This is a genomic window from Clostridium polyendosporum (genome assembly GCF_018332455.1).
Taxonomy (GTDB): domain Bacteria; phylum Bacillota; class Clostridia; order Clostridiales; family Clostridiaceae; genus Clostridium_AY; species Clostridium_AY polyendosporum.
The window spans coordinates 104115-121563 of record NZ_BOPZ01000007.1 but is presented as its reverse complement, the minus strand read 5'-3'; the positions used below and the strand labels follow the sequence as shown (position 1 = coordinate 121563).

At 30.5% G+C, this 17449-nt stretch carries 14 protein-coding genes and 1 riboswitch; of the genes, 13 read left to right on the top strand and 1 reads right to left on the bottom strand.

The window, feature by feature from the left end:
• Nucleotides 1–538 precede the first annotated feature (538 nt).
• From CPJCM30710_RS06130 to CPJCM30710_RS06120, 3 genes are all read left to right on the top strand, one after another.
• A complete protein-coding gene (locus tag CPJCM30710_RS06130) occupies nt 539–2686 on the top strand; it encodes a BglG family transcription antiterminator (RefSeq protein ID WP_212903290.1) in 2148 nt (715 codons plus the stop codon).
• Nucleotides 2687–2763: 77 nt separating this feature from the next.
• A complete protein-coding gene (locus CPJCM30710_RS06125; protein ID WP_212903289.1) occupies nt 2764–4680 on the top strand; it encodes a PTS mannitol transporter subunit IICBA in 1917 nt (638 codons plus the stop codon).
• A 12-nt stretch (nt 4681–4692) separates the two neighbouring features.
• Nucleotides 4693–5847, top strand: coding sequence for a mannitol-1-phosphate 5-dehydrogenase (locus tag CPJCM30710_RS06120; protein WP_212903288.1), 1155 nt, complete (start codon nt 4693–4695; stop codon nt 5845–5847).
• A gap of 162 nt (nt 5848–6009) precedes the next feature.
• On the opposite strand, the gene CPJCM30710_RS06115 is transcribed toward CPJCM30710_RS06120, so the two are convergent.
• Complete coding sequence (locus CPJCM30710_RS06115; RefSeq protein WP_212903287.1) at nt 6010–7047, bottom strand: IS1595 family transposase; 1038 nt, start codon at nt 7045–7047, stop codon at nt 6010–6012.
• Between the two features lie 324 nt (nt 7048–7371).
• On the opposite strand from CPJCM30710_RS06115, the gene CPJCM30710_RS06110 reads away from it, so the two are divergent.
• From CPJCM30710_RS06110 to CPJCM30710_RS06065, 10 genes are all read left to right on the top strand, one after another.
• Nucleotides 7372–7758, top strand: a complete 387-nt coding sequence (locus CPJCM30710_RS06110) for an RIO2 family protein (RefSeq protein WP_246503479.1) — start codon at nt 7372–7374, stop codon at nt 7756–7758.
• Nucleotides 7759–7782: 24 nt separating this feature from the next.
• Entirely contained in the window at nt 7783–8478 is a 696-nt protein-coding gene (locus tag CPJCM30710_RS06105) for a PHP domain-containing protein (protein WP_212903285.1), read from the top strand.
• A gap of 57 nt (nt 8479–8535) precedes the next feature.
• On the top strand, nt 8536–8829 hold the full coding sequence (locus CPJCM30710_RS06100) for a metallophosphoesterase (RefSeq protein ID WP_246503478.1): 294 nt from the start codon (nt 8536–8538) through the stop codon (nt 8827–8829).
• A 620-nt stretch (nt 8830–9449) separates the two neighbouring features.
• A riboswitch (cobalamin riboswitch) is annotated at nt 9450–9633 on the top strand.
• Nucleotides 9634–9769: 136 nt separating this feature from the next.
• Nucleotides 9770–10489: an energy-coupling factor ABC transporter permease gene (locus CPJCM30710_RS06095; protein WP_246503477.1), complete on the top strand. Its 720-nt coding sequence runs from the start codon at nt 9770–9772 to the stop codon at nt 10487–10489.
• Entirely contained in the window at nt 10489–10758 is a 270-nt protein-coding gene (locus CPJCM30710_RS06090; RefSeq protein WP_212903284.1) for an energy-coupling factor ABC transporter substrate-binding protein, read from the top strand. The genes CPJCM30710_RS06095 and CPJCM30710_RS06090 overlap by 1 nt, the downstream gene beginning before the upstream one ends.
• Nucleotides 10746–11441 (top strand): CbiQ family ECF transporter T component, encoded by a 696-nt coding sequence (locus CPJCM30710_RS06085; protein ID WP_212903283.1) that lies wholly within the window; start codon nt 10746–10748, stop codon nt 11439–11441. Before CPJCM30710_RS06090 ends, CPJCM30710_RS06085 begins: the two co-directional genes overlap by 13 nt.
• Before the next feature lie 77 nt (nt 11442–11518).
• The gene (nagZ, locus tag CPJCM30710_RS06080) at nt 11519–12745 is read left to right on the top strand and encodes a beta-N-acetylhexosaminidase (protein WP_212903282.1); all 1227 of its coding nucleotides are present in this window, start codon (nt 11519–11521) and stop codon (nt 12743–12745) included.
• A 480-nt stretch (nt 12746–13225) separates the two neighbouring features.
• Entirely contained in the window at nt 13226–13708 is a 483-nt protein-coding gene (locus tag CPJCM30710_RS06075; protein WP_212903281.1) for an NADH-quinone oxidoreductase subunit NuoE family protein, read from the top strand.
• A gap of 13 nt (nt 13709–13721) precedes the next feature.
• Nucleotides 13722–15614 carry an NADH-quinone oxidoreductase subunit NuoF gene (locus CPJCM30710_RS06070; protein WP_212903280.1) on the top strand — a complete coding sequence of 631 codons (1893 nt, stop codon included), beginning with the start codon at nt 13722–13724 and terminating at the stop codon, nt 15612–15614.
• Between the two features lie 17 nt (nt 15615–15631).
• A complete protein-coding gene (locus CPJCM30710_RS06065) occupies nt 15632–17365 on the top strand; it encodes an NADH-dependent [FeFe] hydrogenase, group A6 (RefSeq protein ID WP_212903279.1) in 1734 nt (577 codons plus the stop codon).
• The last annotated feature ends 84 nt before the right edge of the window (nt 17366–17449 follow it).

The following is a 17449-nucleotide window of genomic DNA, read 5'->3' as shown; positions in this document are numbered from 1 at the left end:
ATAAATTATAACAATTTATAAGTTAAGTTTGAGTAGATAGTATGCTGAAAGACTCAATTAGTAGCACTTTCAATGTATATAAATGTTTTATCTAAGAGTATATATTCATTTTTGTCATTATTACTTAAAGACATTATGAATTATCTTTTGATTGAAATAGATGACATAAAAAAGTAATATATAGACAAGAGGTTCAAAGATTTTTTAATAACTATAGTATTTCTATAAGCAACAGGCTAAAAATAGTACCAGGAGGTGACTTAGAAATAGGAGAATTTTAATTTATACACAAAAATAAGATGTTGGAATTGTAATCGAATAATGTTTGGTGATAAATTTAAAGTTACTTTGTATAGATGATTTATGTAGAAATAGATATTCATTTATGTCACTATTACTTTAGGACATAGTCGATTATGTTTTGGTTGAAAAATCATCTCCTGGGAAGTAATATATAGACATAAAGTTTAAAGGTTTTCACATGGATGAATAATACTTTTAAAATAATTAAACTTATTTATATAGAAGAAGGTGAATTATGAGTAAAAATACTTTAACTTCTAGAGAAAAAGAAATTATTGAGCTTCTAACCCTAATAGATAATATGCCTATAACAGTAAATGATATTGCTAAGAAATTAAAAGTTAGTTCAAGAACTATTCTAAGACAAATGTCTAAAATTGAAAGTTGGCTCGTAGCAAATAATTTCAAGCTTAGCAAGAAGCCTGGTGTAGGTTTAATGTTAGACGTGAGTATAGAAGAAAAGGTTAGATTAAGGAACTTATTAGATAAAGAGATGGTAAGTAAGGAGTATAGTCCTGAGGAACGACAATATTTTATTATTAGTGAATTACTTCTTAGTAAGGAACCTATAAAACTATATTATTTTACTTCTTTACTAAAGGCAGCGGAAGGAACATTAAGTTCAGATCTTGATAAAGTTCAGAAATGGTTAGATAAGTTTAATATTAAATTAGTAAGAAAACCTGGCCTAGGAATCTATATTGAAGGTAGTGAGGAAGAATATAGGCATGCTATGATACATCTTATCTATGATTGTATGGATGAAGGGCAGTTACTAAATATAATCAAAGATAATGTAAGAGAAGGAAGACAAACACAAAGTACTATAGAGATAAGTACAAGAAATCATCTTTTAAAGCTAATAGATAAAGAGACAATTAGAACTATAGAAGAATTAATCAATAAGATTGAAAAAGAAAAGAATTTAAAACTAGCAGATAGTGCTTATGTCGGATTAATTGTTCATTTGGCACTAGCAATACAAAGAATAAAGAATGGCGAGCGAATTCACATGGACAAAAAGGCACTAGATGATTTAAAGATTTTGCCTGAATATAAAATTTCTAGTGTGTTGGCAAGTTACTTATCTAAGAGTTTTGATGTTGATATCTCTGATGGGGAAATTGGATATATAACTATGCATCTTAAGGGGGCAAAGCTTAGGTTAAATTCTGAGGATTCATTATATATAACATTAGATAACTTAGAACTTAGAGAATTAGCCCAAAAAATCATTATAAATGCTTCTAAAGAAACAGGTAAAAATCTTTTAAATTCTGATAAGCTATTAAATGATTTAACAAACCATCTAGGAACTGCAATTAACAGACTTAATATGAAGTTAAATATAAGAAATCCACTATTAGATAAAATAAAAGAGGATTATAGTGAAGTATTTAACGTAAGTAAGAAAAGTATTAAGCCTCTAGAAGAATTGGTTCATGGAAAAATACCAGAGTCAGAGATTGGGTACATTGCTATTCATTTTGCAGCAGCATTAGAAAATTACAGGAATAACACTGAAAAATATAAAGTAGCTATAGCTTGTGCAAGTGGAATTGGAACATCGAGGTTATTAGCTTCAAAAATTGAAAAAGAGTTTAGTAATATTGAAGTTGAAAGTATAATTTCCATAATTCACATTAATGAAGAGGAATTAAGAGAAAAAGGCATAGATCTTGTTATTTCAACAGTGTCTCTAAATATAGAATTTAACAATATTTATGTAAATCCACTTCTATTAGAAGAAGATAAGATAAAGATTGAAGAGGCGTTAAAGAATTTTTCAAGAAAGATGTCAGATGAAAGGCATAAAGAAGTAAATGATCAAAGCTTTATTGAAAACGTTAAAACCATAAAAGTATATAGTGAAAGTATTGAGGAGATGATAGAAAGATTTATACTTAAAGAAAACGTTGTAGCCGAGAATATAGATAATCTTATAGAAAAAGCAGCATTATTCTTTACTGACTCTCAGCGTCAATATGATGATGTTCTAGAAAAACTACTTAAAAGAGAGGAATTAGGAAGCACCATTTTAAGTGACTATAATATAATGCTTTTGCATTGCAGGTCTGATGAAATTGCTAAACTGCAAGTAGGAGTCTTAAGACTTAAAAATGATATAGTATTAAAGAGAGGCACTTACGATGAGGTTGTAAATACGGCTTTAGTACTGCTAGCACCAGTACATGTTGATAGCAAAAGATTAGAGTTAATGAGTGTGCTAAGTAGTTCACTTATAAATGATGACAATTTTATAAATGTAATTAAACAAGGAGCTCATAGTGACATTATTAATAAAATGAGTAAACTTCTAGCTAATTACTATTATAGTAAAATAAAAATATTTTTAGATGAAAACCAATATACCATTACATAATAATTATAATTATAGCTGAAAACGATTTCAATGAAGTTAGAATATAATTATTAATAGAAGAGAAGGAGGAATTTCTAATGGAACAAAGTGTTAGATTAAACGTTGATGCAAAATCAGGGCTAAAAGACAGAGTTCAAAAGTTTGGTAAATCCTTAAGTGGTATGGTTATGCCAAATATAGGTGCATTTATTACATGGGGTTTCATAACAGCATTATTTATACCAACAGGTTGGATGCCTAATGAATCCTTTAGTAAGCTAGTAGGTCCAATGATTACGTATCTCTTACCATTGTTAATTGGTTACACTGGAGGTAAGGCTGTAGGTGGAAACAGAGGAGGAGTGTTAGGTGCAATAGCTACTATGGGTGTTATAGTAGGAGCAAGTATACCAATGTTTATTGGAGCTATGATAATGGGGCCGTTAGGCGGATATGTTATAAATAAATTCGATAAGGCTATAGAAGGTAAAGTAAAATCTGGGTTCGAAATGTTAGTAAATAATTTCTCAGCAGGTATCATAGGAGCTGTGTTAGCATTACTAGGATACTCAACAATTGGACCAGTAGTAATATCTTTTAGTAATCTATTAAAGGCTGGAGTAGAAACTATAGTTAATGCAGGATTATTACCACTTGCATCAATATTTGTTGAACCAGCTAAGATATTATTCTTAAATAATGCTATAAACCATGGAGTGTTAGGACCAATAGGCATAGAACAGGCTAAAACTGTAGGAAAGTCAATATTCTTCTTATTAGAAGCAAATCCGGGTCCAGGATTAGGAGTACTATTAGCTTATTCGATATTTAGTAAGGGAATGGCTAAGGAATCAGCACCAGGAGCAATGATAATACATTTCTTAGGCGGTATTCATGAAATATATTTCCCATATGTGCTAATGAATCCAATATTAATATTAGCAGTAATTGGTGGAGGAGCGAGTGGTGTATTAACCTTTAGCATTTTTAATGCAGGATTAGTAGCAACCGCATCACCAGGAAGTATAATTGCTTTATTAGCATTGACACCAAAAGGTAGTACATTAGGAGTTTTAGCAGGAGTAGCAGTAGCAACTTTTGTATCATTCATAATAGCATCAATCTTCATTAAGAGTTCAAATAATTCATCAAATGAGAACGATTTAAATAAAGCTAGAGAAGCAATGCAAGATTTAAAAGGAACTACAAAAGGAACTACAAATGGAGTAATGAAGACAGTAGTTAACAAAATAGTATTTTCATGTGATGCTGGAATGGGATCAAGTGCTATGGGAGCATCAAACTTAAGAAATAAGATAAAGAAGGCAGGATTAAATATACAAGTAGTTAATTCATCAGTAGATGATATACCACAGGATGCGGATATTGTTATAAGTCATACAAGATTGACTGCAAGAGCAATATCAAATGCACCAAAAGCAGAGCATATTTCTATTGAGAATTTCTTAAGTGATCCTAAGTTCGATCAGTTATTAAATAGACTTAAGACTGGAAAGAATAAACTAGAAAATAAAGTGAAAGATGATGTAGCTGTAGATAGTAGCGTTGAAGTTAATAAAGATAATCATATTTTAATGGTTAGCAATATAAAGACAAATTTAAAAAGTGTAGATAAATTTGAAGCTATTCGTATGGCGGGAGAGTTACTTGTAAAGTCAGGCTATGTAGATGAAGAGTATATAGAAGCGATGGTTGAAAGAGAAGGGCTTGTGTCTACCTATATAGGAGGGGGAGTAGCTATTCCTCATGGAGTATCTAAGGCAAAGGAGAATATTAAAAAGTCAGGAATAGTTATACTACAATTTCCAGAAGGAATTCAGTTTGGAAATGAAAAAGCATATTTAGTAATAGGAATTGCTGGTGTAGGAAATGAACATCTTGAAATATTAGCGAATATCGCTACAGTTTTAGAAGATGAAAAGATTATAAAAGAACTAAGTAGAACTAGTGAATCTAAGAAAATATATCAAACTTTTGTTAAAAAAGTTGTTTAGGAGGGGTATAAAATGAAAAAAGCAATACAATTTGGAGCTGGTAATATTGGTAGAGGTTTTATTGGAGCCTTACTATCGAATGCAAATTATGAAGTAACCTTCGCTGATGTAAACCAACAAGTAGTTGATAAGATTAATGAAGAAAAAAAATACACCGTGCATATTCTTGATAAGGAGACAAGTCAACAAGAAATCACTAATATTAAGGCTCTTAATGTTAATGATCCTAATTTGTCAGAATGTATATGTGATGCTGAAATAATAACCACAGCAGTTGGGCCTTCAATACTAAGTAAAATTGCTCCTGTAATTGCAGATGGAATCAAATTGAGATGCAAAAGAGGAATAAAAACAAACTTAAATATTATAGCTTGTGAAAATGCTATATATGCTTCTCTAATTTTAAAATATGAAATAATAAAATATTTGCAGGTAGAAGAGTTTGAATATTTAGAAACTTCAGTAGGATTCCCTAATTGTTCTGTGGATAGAATTGTGCCACCATCAACAATAAATAACGGTAATATTTTAGATGTAGTAGTAGAAAGCTTTTATGAGTGGAATGTTGAAAAAGATGGATTCAAGGGAGTATTACCTGAAATACCTGGCATGAACTTGACAGATAATTTATTAGCTTATATTGAAAGAAAGTTATTTACTCTTAATACTGGACATGCATTGACTGCATATCTTGGATATTTAAAAGGATATAAAACTATAGAAGAAAGTATCAATGATGAAAAAATTAGAATGATAGTAGAAGGTGCAATGACTGAAAGTGGTGAAGGATTAATCAATAAGTATGGGTTTGATCCAGAAAAACATCATAATTATATACAAAAAATACTTAATAGATTTAAAAATCCACATCTAAAAGATGATGTTTCTAGAGTTGCGAGAGAACCATTAAGAAAACTAGGAAAAAATGATAGATTAATCAAACCTTTAGTAACAGCTAGACAATATGGAGCAGAAACACCTAACTTAATTTTAGGTATCTGTGCAGTACTAAGTTACCAGAATACTAGCGATAATCAAAGTATTAAACTTAGACAAATGATAGAAAAACTTGGTATTGAAAGAACATTACAAGAGATATCAGAGATTTCACCAGAAGATAACATATTAAATGATGTTGTTGAAAGATATACTAAATTTGCAGTATAAACTGATATATGTTAAATGATTGCTCTGTTTTAGAATATTGTTGATAATGAATTAGATTATAGGAGTTGCAAAAATAACTCCTATAATCTAATTTTTTTATTTTAAGAATATTGATTAAGTTCTTTTTATAACTTTTTAATGTTAGTTTAGTAGAGTAATATACTATATAAAACTAGGTTTTCTTGTTTTATAATCTGCAGTTTTTACATCACAATAAACAACATTACTTTGAACGATAAGGTTTTTAATCTTTACAATATCTTTATCATTTTTGTAGTATTGTAACCACTTAAACCAATAAATATAATTATTAAGATATTTGGTAGCAACTCCGTGAAATTTATATATCCATTTTTTAAATTTACTACGTAAAGAACTAATATGCTGAATATGGTAAATTCCTTCTTTGTGGTAACCTCCTTTTATAGGTTTGTATCCTAAAGAAAGATCTATTGCAAAATGGTTATACCTTTTATCACTATCAGTACAAAGGATAGAATTATTTGTAATACGTCCGGTATAGAGTCTTTTTAATTCTTGATGTGTCATTTTACCTTTGCATAATAACTCCATAATTATATTGCCTTGTCTATCCATTGCAGTAGCAACACATATATGATCTTTTGAAATCCCTTTATTTTTAAGATCTTCACCTCTTTTATGAGCATTCCTTGGCAACTTAAAGTTTTTGCTATTCTTATGATTACCTTTAAAAGATTCGGTGAGGAAGATCTCATCAGCTTCAACTATACCTTTAACAGAACCTATCCCAATGAATAGTCTTATTGCATCCAGAAGTTTGTGTCTCCAAAAGAAACTTGTTGCAATATTAATTCCTACAATTTCAGCACATTTTCTAATAGAGTATCCGTTAATCATACATTTAGCATATTCTAACCATTTGTCTAGGGGTTTTTTACTCATGTAAATTGCAGAATGTGTGAAATCATTAAAAGTCTTACCACAAGACTTACATATATACCTTTGTTTACCGTTATATTTACCATTTTTTGATATAGTATTCGAATTACAATGTGGGCATATTTTGCCCCTTGAAAATCTGCTCTCCATTACTTCTTCAGTAATTTGATCTGCTCGTTTATCTAGTGTAAGGATTTCTTCCAAGTAACACATTAATTGGTCTTGTTCCTGTGATGATAGTTTTTCAATGTATGATATCAAAGATTTTATTTGTGGCATAACAATTCCCCCAGACTAATGCTTTGAGTTTATTATACCTGAATAATACAAATAAAACAATAATCAACATTTATTTAAAACATAGCCTAAAAACAAATTCTTAAAATTGCATAAGTCAAAAAGCTGTTTATCATCATATACTAATATCGATATTGCTATATTGATCAGGTGATTGTCATTAAACTGTATGCAGGCTTAAATATAAAAGAACTGGAATTATTAGGGCGTGGAACACAAGGTAAAGTATACAGAATTGACTCACAAAGGTGTATTAAAATTTTCAAAAGAAAACAAGTATGTAAAGATGAGTTAGAAACGCTAGTTATGGCACAAAAAGACTCACATTTTCCCAGACTTTATGCATATGGTAAAAACTATATTATAAGAGAGTGTATAAACGGTATTGAACTTGACAAATACTTATCAGTACACACTCTTACATCAAGTGTTTCAAGTAAAATTGTTGAATTGTATGAGGCTATGATGGGGGTGGGTTATAACAGATTGGATGCAGCATTATTTCATATTTTTATAACACCATCAGGTGATATTAAGCTTATTGATACCGCTAGAGCTATGAAGAAAAGAACCATATATCCATACTTAATTATTAAAGGATTAGAAGAGCTTGGGTACAAAAAACAATTTCTAAATTTTATTAAGGCTATAAGACCCGAACTTTATACTAAATGGTTACAATATTCTAATTAAATTATTAGAAGATAGGTGTTTAACATGTTAACTAAAGGAGATTTTCATATCCATTCAACTGCATCTGATGGCGAACTTAGCCCTGAGGAGATAATTGTAACGGCAAAAAGAAGAGGAGTTGACACAATAGCAATTACTGATCACAATACAACCGATGGAATAAAAGAGGCTGCTGAAGCAGGTAAACAACATGGTGTATCAGTAATTCCGGCAGTTGAAATATCAACTAGGTATAACCATGAAAGTATTCATCTATTAGGATATTTTAAGAATGCATCGTATAATGACAGTACTTTTCAGGAAGTACTTAAACTTATAAGAACTCACAAAGTTAAAAAAGCAAGAGATATCTTAGGTAGTTTTATGCCTAAAGAGTCCTCTGAAGATGGTCTTTCTGTTTTTGAAGGAATATATCTACTGAAAACATTTGGAGGAGCTGTAGTATTAGCACACCCTGTACGTATAAACAAAAAATATCTTGCCGAAATTCTAAATATGCCCTTTGATGGACTAGAAGCAAAATATTGCCATAATATCTATTACAAAACATTGTATTTTGTTAGTACAGCATTAGCACGGTTTTCCTTTTACACAGGAGGCTCGGACTTCCACACAAACAAAAGAAAAGATACTAAGCATTGCCTTATTGGAGATACCTACCTTAATTCTGAAGAGATTAAAATGTTTTTAAGAAAATCAGGAGCTGCTCTCTTAAGCTAACACATATGTATAAGCTATAGGGTATTATTGAAATATTTCTTTTGGGAGTGAGAAAAAATGAGATTCATAGTTTTAGGTGACTCAAAAGGTAAAGAGAATGGTATAAATGAAAAAATAATAAAAGCAATCAGGAGTGAAACATGTAAATTAAATCCTAAACCTCAATTTATTGTAATGTGTGGAGATACTGTAGCTGGCAGCAGTAAAGAGGAAATATTAGCTATTCAGCTGAAAAACCTAAGGAATCTACTAGAAAAATATCATCCAAACAACCCCTTAATCCCTGTGGTAAGTAACCATGAAGTTAATATTGAGCCAACAGATGACAGATTTGAAAAAATCTTCAGCTAGGTTTACAGTGACTTAATCCCTGGCAACTCTCTCAAAGGTTATAATAAAACAGTATATTATATGGAGATTGCATTAAAGTGTCTGCAATCAGCTCAAAGGGGAAAAAGATAGATGAATTCAAAATAGATAAACCTACCGATACCAATTAGATTTGCGATAGGTTTACTTTCTCTATGATCCATATTTTTTTATTACTGCACACTTCAAATGTGAAGATTACTTAAAACAGCACTTGTTATTCTAATCATACAAGCTCCTCTTATATAATGAATAATAATGCAGAGATTCTAGCGGTATATTCCACAGTACCTACAATTTTTTTATTTAAAACTAAATGTATTCAAAATAGTAGTAGATTTACCTATGTAATCCACCATTGATATTAATTAATTACACATTCTCAGTATAGGTGAGAATGTGTGTTTTTTTATTTGTAACAAAGTAAAGGGCGCAAAATGATAGCAAATAGCTTTACATCTAATGCTTTTCCTAGGGTCATTAATTTAATCTGAATTTATACATAATGAATTTTATACATCAATATAGTGAAGACCAAAACTAGAAATTGTAGCTAAACTAGATAGAAAATGCTTTACTTATAAGTTATAATAAAACTGCTAGTTGAATAATAAAATATAGGTGCTAATTTCAATGATTAGTTAAAAGGGAAGCAGGTGAAAATCCTGCACGGTCCCGCCGCTGTGTAAGGGAAGTTTATATAGTTATATACCACTGGGAAACTGGGAAGGTTTATATAGACTATGATCCTTGAGTCAGAAGACCTGCCTGTATTTTACACCATTAACTCTACGGAAGATGGGGAGGTGTTCTTATGTGGTTAAAGATACTAATTATTTATTTTATTAGTGTATTTAATACGTTTTAGGACATCCTTTTAACATTGTAGTTAAAAGGATGTTTAAATTTAGGAGGGTTTTTCATGAAAAGAATATTTTTTTATTATCTATTTATAATTCTTATTTTTTTTCCAGTGAATGCGTATGCAATGCATATCTCAGAAGGTTTTTTGCCAGTTAAATATTGTGTTTTTTATTTTTTACTCTGCATGCCTTTTATTTATAAGGGTATTAAAGATATAAGAATAAAAACTAATAAGAATAAAGATTTAAAAATGCTTTTAGGATTAGTTACAGCATTTTGCTTTGTATTATCAGCACTTAAGCTTCCTTCAATTACAGGTAGCTCCTCTCATCCTACAGGAGTAGGATTTGGAGCAATTCTTTTTGGCCCTTTTGTAATGTCTGTTATAGGAATGATAGTTTTAATATTTCAAGCAATTTTCTTAGCCCATGGAGGTATAACTACTCTTGGAGCAAATACTTTTTCTATGGGAATAGTGGGTCCTATAGTTGCATATATGATTTATGAACTTCTTAAGAATAGAAATAAGAAAACTGCCATTTTCTTAGCAGCAATGATTGGAAATCTAACAACTTATATGATAACTTCAGTGCAACTTGCAATTGCTTTTCCATCAAAAGATGGAGGTGTTATAGTTTCTTTCTTAAAATTTATGGGTATCTTTGCAATCACTCAAATACCTCTTGCAGCAATTGAAGGTGTGGTTACAGTGATTATATTTGATTTTATAAGAAAGCATGCAGTAAATGAAATTACGGAATTGGAGAATATTAAATAATGAAGAGAAAACATTGTGGATTAATTATTTTATGTATTCTATTAGTTGTTACAGGGTTAGTCTTAGGATCTGATAAGGGTTTTAGTGGTACTGATGATAGGGCAGAGCAAGCAATAAATGAGATAAATTCAAATTATAAACCATGGTTTAATAGTATGTGGGAGCCACCTTCAAGTGAGATAGAGAGTTTACTATTTTCCTTACAGGCAGCTTTAGGTGCTGGTTTTATAGGCTACTATATAGGCAAAAAAGAAAAATGTTCAAAATAATATTATTGTACTCAAAGATAAGTAAATTTTCACATATAAATCCTATAGAAAAATTAGTATTTTGCATATGTTGCCTTATTATCAACAGTTTTTCTAAGAATGTAACTGTTCCTATTATAAATATAATTGTTTTTATTGTACTAAATATTATTGCTAGAAATCCATTGAAGTATTTAGTTAAATTAACCCTCGGAATGTTTATATTTTCAGTATTTTCTTCAATTACACTTGTTTTTGATTATGGAATAAATTTTTCAATGTTATTGATAGTAAAAACAATCTCATCAACCTTATGTTTGCTTTTTCTAAGTTTTACAACACCATTAGATGATATTTTATACTATTTGTATAAAATTAACATTGCACGAGATGTTTGTGATATTATTAAAAGTACTGAGAAGTTTTTGATATTAATTGAGGATGAATACTACATACTTTATAATTCAATTAAATCAAGAGGTGGATTTGAAACAAAGTTTTTGATTATTAAGAATACTGCTAGGTTAGCAGCATTACTTTTAGTGAATTCAATGAAGAGGTGGAGTTATATAAAAGATGCTCTTAATAGCAGATGCTATAATGGGTACATGCCTTATATAAGGAGTCATTCGAATTTAAATTATGGCAGGTTTACTGGAATGGTAACGTATATTGTCTGTATGGTTATAATAATTTTAAAATAACTTGAAAAATGCTTAATTAAAATTTACTCTCTAGATTTTAATTTATTGTACTAAATCCTCAAGTGGGAGATGAGCAAATGTATAGAAGACTTACATATTTTTTTATTTTAATTACAGCTATTTGTTTTTTGTCAGGATGTTCAATTGGGAAATTTGATAAGGAAATTGACAAAAAAAATAATAAAATAAAGGAAGAAATTGATCCTTTAAAAGAGCAGATTAAGGAAATGACCTTAGATGAAAAGATTGGTCAAATGCTTATAGTCGGATTTGAGGGATATGATGTTAATGAGAATACAAGAAAACTTATTGAGAACTATTTTATAGGAGGGGTAATTTTATATGATAATAATATAAAGAACTCATCCCAACTTTTAGATCTAATTAATTCATTAAAAACAACAAACTTAAAGAATAAGACTCCATTATTTATATCGGTTGATGAAGAAGGCGGAAGAGTAACTAGAATTCCAAAAGAATTTAAAAAGCTTCCTTCAAATAAACTTATAGGAAGTATAAATAATAAAGATTTTTCGTATAGTATTGGCAGTATAATTGGTGAAGAACTAAAATCCTTTGGGTACAATATGGATTTTGCACCTGTTTTAGATATTAATAGTAACCCTAAAAACCCCGTAATTGGAGACAGGTCTTTTGGGGCTAATGAAAAAGTTATAAGTGAATTAGGCGTTCAAACAATGAAAGGAATTCAATCACAAGGGGTAATTCCGGTAGTGAAACACTTTCCAGGTCATGGAGATACATCTGTAGATTCTCATTTAGGGTTACCTGTAGTTAATAATGATTTAAATCGTCTAAAAACTTTTGAACTTGTTCCTTTCAAAGAAGTAATAAATAATGATGCAGATGTAGTGATGATAGCCCACGTTCTTTTACCTAAAATAGATCAAAATAATCCATCTTCATTATCAAAGACTATCATTTCGGATATTTTAAGAAATCAATTAGATTTTAATGGCGTTGTAGTTACAGATGATATGACTATGGGGGCTATAGCCAAGAATTATAATATAGGAGATGCTGTAGTGAAGTCTGTAAATGCTGGTAGTGATATTATCTTGGTGGCTCACGGATACGATACTGAGGTAGCTGTTATAAATGCTTTGAAGAAAGCGGTAGAAGATAAAACTATATCAAAAGAAAGAATAGATGAAAGTGTATATAGAATATTAAAACTTAAGTCAAAATATAATCTAAATAATGATTTAATAAAATCATTTGATGTGGATAAAATCAATAATAGAATTAGAAGTACTTTAAATATTTATTTAAATAATAGATAAACTAATAATTTTATACAAAATATTTTATACAAAATATTTTATAAATTAGAAAGAGTTCTATAGTCCTTATATGAGGAATATGGAACTTTTTTAATTTGTTTTTTTAAATATAATAAATGTCATTATTAATTATATATGTCGTGTTTATCTATAATTTTAACTATGAAAAATATGAATAATATTCCATAATTAGCGTAATAATATTGAAGGTAAATTTAGAGTTAAGTACTTTTAGTAAGTTATATCCTAGTTCGATGAATTCTATGTATTAAAAGGAATTGATAGAAAAGTATAAAAATTCAAAATTTTACATATTAAATTAAAGGGAAAAACAGATTTACGTCAAATATATAAAACTAAGGTTTTTTTAGAAAGCTTTCTTATAAATAAAAGTTATTTTTTTCACAAGTTGAGTATTATTATATTAATATAATTTATTAAATAGTTTTACTTCACTAACGTAAAAGGAGAGGATAGTATATGTGTTGTTCTAATGAATGTATTGAAAAAAAATACAAAGAATTAGAAGAATTTATTAATGCACAAGTTAATAAAGAATCAGAACTAATTGCAATCTTGCATAGGGCTCAAGAGATATTTGGATATTTACCTAAAGAAGTTCAAGTATTTGTGGCAAAAAAACTTAATATACCATTTTCAAAAGTATATGGTGTGGTCACCTTTTATTCTTATTTTTCCACTACTGCAAAAGGAAAATATATAATAAATGTTTGTACTGGTACTGCCTGTTTTGTTAGAGGTGCAGGAGATATATTAGAAGAATTTGAAAAGAAGCTTGGTATAAAAGAAGGACAAACTACTCATGATGGAAAATTTACTATAGATACTTTAAGATGTGTTGGAGCTTGTGGACTTGCACCTGTAGTGTTAGTTAATGGAAAGGTTTACGGGCACTTTACTAAAAATGAAATTGATAAATTAATAAAAGAATATAGTGAATAAGTGGAGGAATCTTATGGAAAAGATAAAGTCCTTTGATGAGTTAAAACACTGCCATGAAAAGTTTAAAAAACTTTTGAGTTTAAGAACAACACAGAATATAGATTTAATTAATGAGATTAAGGATAGAAAAAGAAATTTATTAGTTTGTGGAGGAACAGGATGTAAATCTTCTTTATCAGATGAAATAATTTCAAATCTTAAATTAGAGATAGAAAAGGCAAATTTACAAGATAATGTTTCTGTTGAAATGACAGGTTGTTTTGGATTTTGTGAAAAAGGACCTATAGTTAAGATATTACCTGATAATACTTTTTATATTCATGTGAAACCTGAAGATGCTCAAGAAATAGTAAGTCAGCATTTAATTAATGGTACCTTAGTTGATAGATTATTGTATGAAGAGCCAACAATAAAGCAAAAGGTTGAAAAACAAGATGATATGGCTTTCTATAAAAAACAAAAAAGAATTGCACTAAGAAATTGTGGGATTATTAATCCGGAAAATATAGAAGAGTATATAGGCGCAGAAGGATATTTAGCGCTAGGAAAAGTACTTACAGAAATGTCTCCAGAGGGTGTAATAGAAGAAGTTATAGAATCTGGTCTAAGAGGTAGAGGGGGTGGAGGATTCCCTACAGGAAAAAAATGGGCATTTACTAGGGGGTTTGAGAGTGATGAAAAATATATAATTTGTAATGCCGATGAAGGTGATCCAGGAGCATTTATGGATCGTTCTTTGTTAGAGGGAGATCCTAATAATATATTAGAGGCAATAACTATAGCTGGATATGCCATTGGTGCTAATAAGGGATATATTTATATAAGGGCAGAGTATCCTCTTGCTGTAAACAGATTAAGAATAGCTATTGATCAAGCAAGACAATTGGGACTTTTAGGAGAGAATATTTTAGGTACAGATTTTAGTTTTGATGTAGAGATAAAATATGGAGCTGGAGCATTTGTTTGCGGAGAAGAAACTGCATTAATGCATTCTATTGAAGGATCTAGAGGAGAGCCTACAACTAAGCCACCTTTTCCAGCAGAGAGAGGATTATTTGGAAAATCTACTTGTGTAAATAACGTAGAAACTTTTGCTAATATTCCAGTAATAATAAATAGGGGAGCTACTTGGTTTAATTCTATTGGAACAAACACATCAAAAGGAACTAAGGTTTTTGCTCTTGCAGGAAAAATAAATAATGTTGGTCTTGTAGAAGTGCCTATGGGAATATCCTTAAGGGAGATAATCTATGAAATAGGTGGAGGAATAAAAAATAATAGGGAGTTTAAGGCAGTACAGACAGGAGGACCTTCAGGAGGGTGCATTCCAGCTATGCTATTAGATTTGCCAATTGATTATGAATCTTTAAATGCTATTGGATCAATGATGGGTTCTGGTGGAATGATTGTTATGGATGAAGATAACTGTATGGTTGATATTGCCAAATTTTATTTGGAATTCATAGTAGATGAATCCTGTGGCAAGTGTACTCCTTGTAGAGTTGGAAACAAACGTTTACTTGAAATTCTTGAAAAAATTGTTCAAGGAAAAGGAACTGAAGGAGATTTAAAGAAGCTAAGAGAACTTTCTAAAGTTATAAAAGATACATCACTTTGTGGATTAGGTCAAACTGCTCCTAACCCTGTATTAAGTACAATGACATATTTTATGGATGAGTTTGAGGCGCATGTTAGTGAAAAAAGATGCCCAGCAGGTAATTGTAAGAAATTGTTAAGATATGAAATTACGAATAAGTGTATAGGATGTACTAAATGTAGTAGGATTTGTCCTGTAAGTTGTATTTCAGGAAAAATAAAATTCAAGCATGAAATAAATGAAGAAAAATGCATTAAATGTGGAAGCTGTTACGAAGCATGCCCAGTTAAAGCTATTGTGCACAAATAAGCGGGGAGGGGTATAAAATGAGTTTAGTTACATTAACTATAAATGGAAGAACAATTGAAGTTAATGAGGGGGTTACTATACTAGAGGCAGCAAAAAAACTTAATATAGAGATTCCAACTTTATGTTACTTAAAGCTTCAAGATGGAAAGCATGTAAGTTGTACCTCCTCATGCAGAGTGTGCGTGGTAGAAGTAGAAGGAAGAAAGAATTTAGCAGCATCATGTTCTACACCAGTAGCACCATATATGGTGGTCAAGACAAACACTCAAAGAGTAGCTAATGCTAGAAAAACTATTGTTGAATTACTTTTATCAGATCACCCTCAAGATTGTTTAAAGTGCCAAAAGAATCTAAAGTGTGAGCTTCAAAAAGTAGCTGCAGATTTAGGAATTAGAGAAATAAGATATGAAGGAGAGATGTCTACAACTCCTACGGATTATTCCTCAGTAGCTATAACTAGAGATGTAGATAAGTGTATATTATGTAGAAGATGTGTAAGTGTATGTAATGAGATTCAAACTGTAAATGTTTTATGTCCTGCATCAAGAGGTTTTGATACTATAATGTCTACTGCGTTTTTAGATCCCTTAGCTGAAACTAACTGTTCCTACTGTGGTCAATGCGTGGCAGTTTGTCCTACTGGAGCTCTAAGAGAGGCGAATGATGAGGATAGAGTATGGGATGCCTTAGAAGATGAATCTAAGGTGGTGGTTATACAAACAGCTCCAGCTATAAGAGCAGCCTTAGGAGAACAGTTTGGATTATCACCTGGAACAAATGTAACAGGTAAGATGGTAGCTGCACTAAGGGCACTAGGATTCAATAAGGTTTATGATACGGATTTTGCAGCAGACTTAACTATTATGGAAGAGGCAACAGAACTTATAGAAAGAATAAAGAAGAATGAAAATTTACCTCTACTTACAAGTTGTTGTCCGGGATGGATTAAATTCTTAGAACATAATTATCATGATTTGCTTCATTTGCCTTCGAGCTGTAAGTCACCTCAACAGATGTTTGGTGCAATAGCTAAGAATTACCTAGCAGAAAAAATGGAAGTAGATCCTAAAAATATGGTGGTAGTCTCCGTAATGCCTTGTACTGCTAAGAAGTTTGAAGCTAGTAGAGAAGAGATGGAAGTTAAGGGTATAAGAGACGTAGATATAGTTATAACTACCAGGGAATTAAGTAGTATGATAAAAAGTGCAGGGCTAGATTTAAAAGATTTTGATAATGAAGAGTTTGATAATCCTCTGGGAGAATCTACTGGAGCAGGAGTTATTTTTGGAGCTACAGGAGGTGTTATGGAGGCAGCTTTAAGAACTGCTTATGAATGGGTTACGGGAGAAACTTTAAGTAAAGTGGATTTTGAGCCTGTTAGAGGATTAGAAGGAATAAAATCATCTACAGTAAAAATTGGTGATATAAATTTAAAAGTAGCAGTTGTAAGTAGCTTAGGAAATGCTAGAAAGCTTATGGAAGATATAAGGAATAGCAACTGTGAGTATTCAATAATTGAAATAATGGCATGTCCATTTGGATGTATTGGTGGAGGAGGTCAACCTTTCATTCGAGGGGATAAGGAGATTTTAGCAAAAAGGACAGAGATTCTATATGATGCAGATAAGAATAAGACAATAAGAAAATCCCATGAAAATCCCATGATTAAGAAGTTGTATGATGAATTCTTAGTAGAGACTAATAGTGAAAAAGCTCATGAACTATTGCATACTCATTATGAGCCACGATAGAAAGATTTATATACCATATTTTTAAAAAGGTGTGCTATTTTAGGTACACCTTTTACTTTACATTGGTATTAGTTACAGTTAATA

Coding starts and splice junctions, on each gene's coding strand:
- CPJCM30710_RS06065 (WP_212903279.1), top strand. CDS start 15,632: ATGAGTTTAGTTACATTAACTATAAATGGAAGAACAATTGAAGTTAAT.
- CPJCM30710_RS06125 (WP_212903289.1), top strand. CDS start 2,764: ATGGAACAAAGTGTTAGATTAAACGTTGATGCAAAATCAGGGCTAAAA.
- CPJCM30710_RS06120 (WP_212903288.1), top strand. CDS start 4,693: ATGAAAAAAGCAATACAATTTGGAGCTGGTAATATTGGTAGAGGTTTT.
- CPJCM30710_RS06100 (WP_246503478.1), top strand. CDS start 8,536: ATGAGATTCATAGTTTTAGGTGACTCAAAAGGTAAAGAGAATGGTATA.
- CPJCM30710_RS06115 (WP_212903287.1), bottom strand. CDS start 7,047: ATGCCACAAATAAAATCTTTGATATCATACATTGAAAAACTATCATCA.
- CPJCM30710_RS06130 (WP_212903290.1), top strand. CDS start 539: ATGAGTAAAAATACTTTAACTTCTAGAGAAAAAGAAATTATTGAGCTT.
- CPJCM30710_RS06095 (WP_246503477.1), top strand. CDS start 9,770: ATGAAAAGAATATTTTTTTATTATCTATTTATAATTCTTATTTTTTTT.
- CPJCM30710_RS06105 (WP_212903285.1), top strand. CDS start 7,783: ATGTTAACTAAAGGAGATTTTCATATCCATTCAACTGCATCTGATGGC.
- CPJCM30710_RS06090 (WP_212903284.1), top strand. CDS start 10,489: ATGAAGAGAAAACATTGTGGATTAATTATTTTATGTATTCTATTAGTT.
- nagZ (WP_212903282.1), top strand. CDS start 11,519: ATGTATAGAAGACTTACATATTTTTTTATTTTAATTACAGCTATTTGT.
- CPJCM30710_RS06085 (WP_212903283.1), top strand. CDS start 10,746: ATGTTCAAAATAATATTATTGTACTCAAAGATAAGTAAATTTTCACAT.
- CPJCM30710_RS06070 (WP_212903280.1), top strand. CDS start 13,722: ATGGAAAAGATAAAGTCCTTTGATGAGTTAAAACACTGCCATGAAAAG.
- CPJCM30710_RS06075 (WP_212903281.1), top strand. CDS start 13,226: ATGTGTTGTTCTAATGAATGTATTGAAAAAAAATACAAAGAATTAGAA.
- CPJCM30710_RS06110 (WP_246503479.1), top strand. CDS start 7,372: ATGGCACAAAAAGACTCACATTTTCCCAGACTTTATGCATATGGTAAA.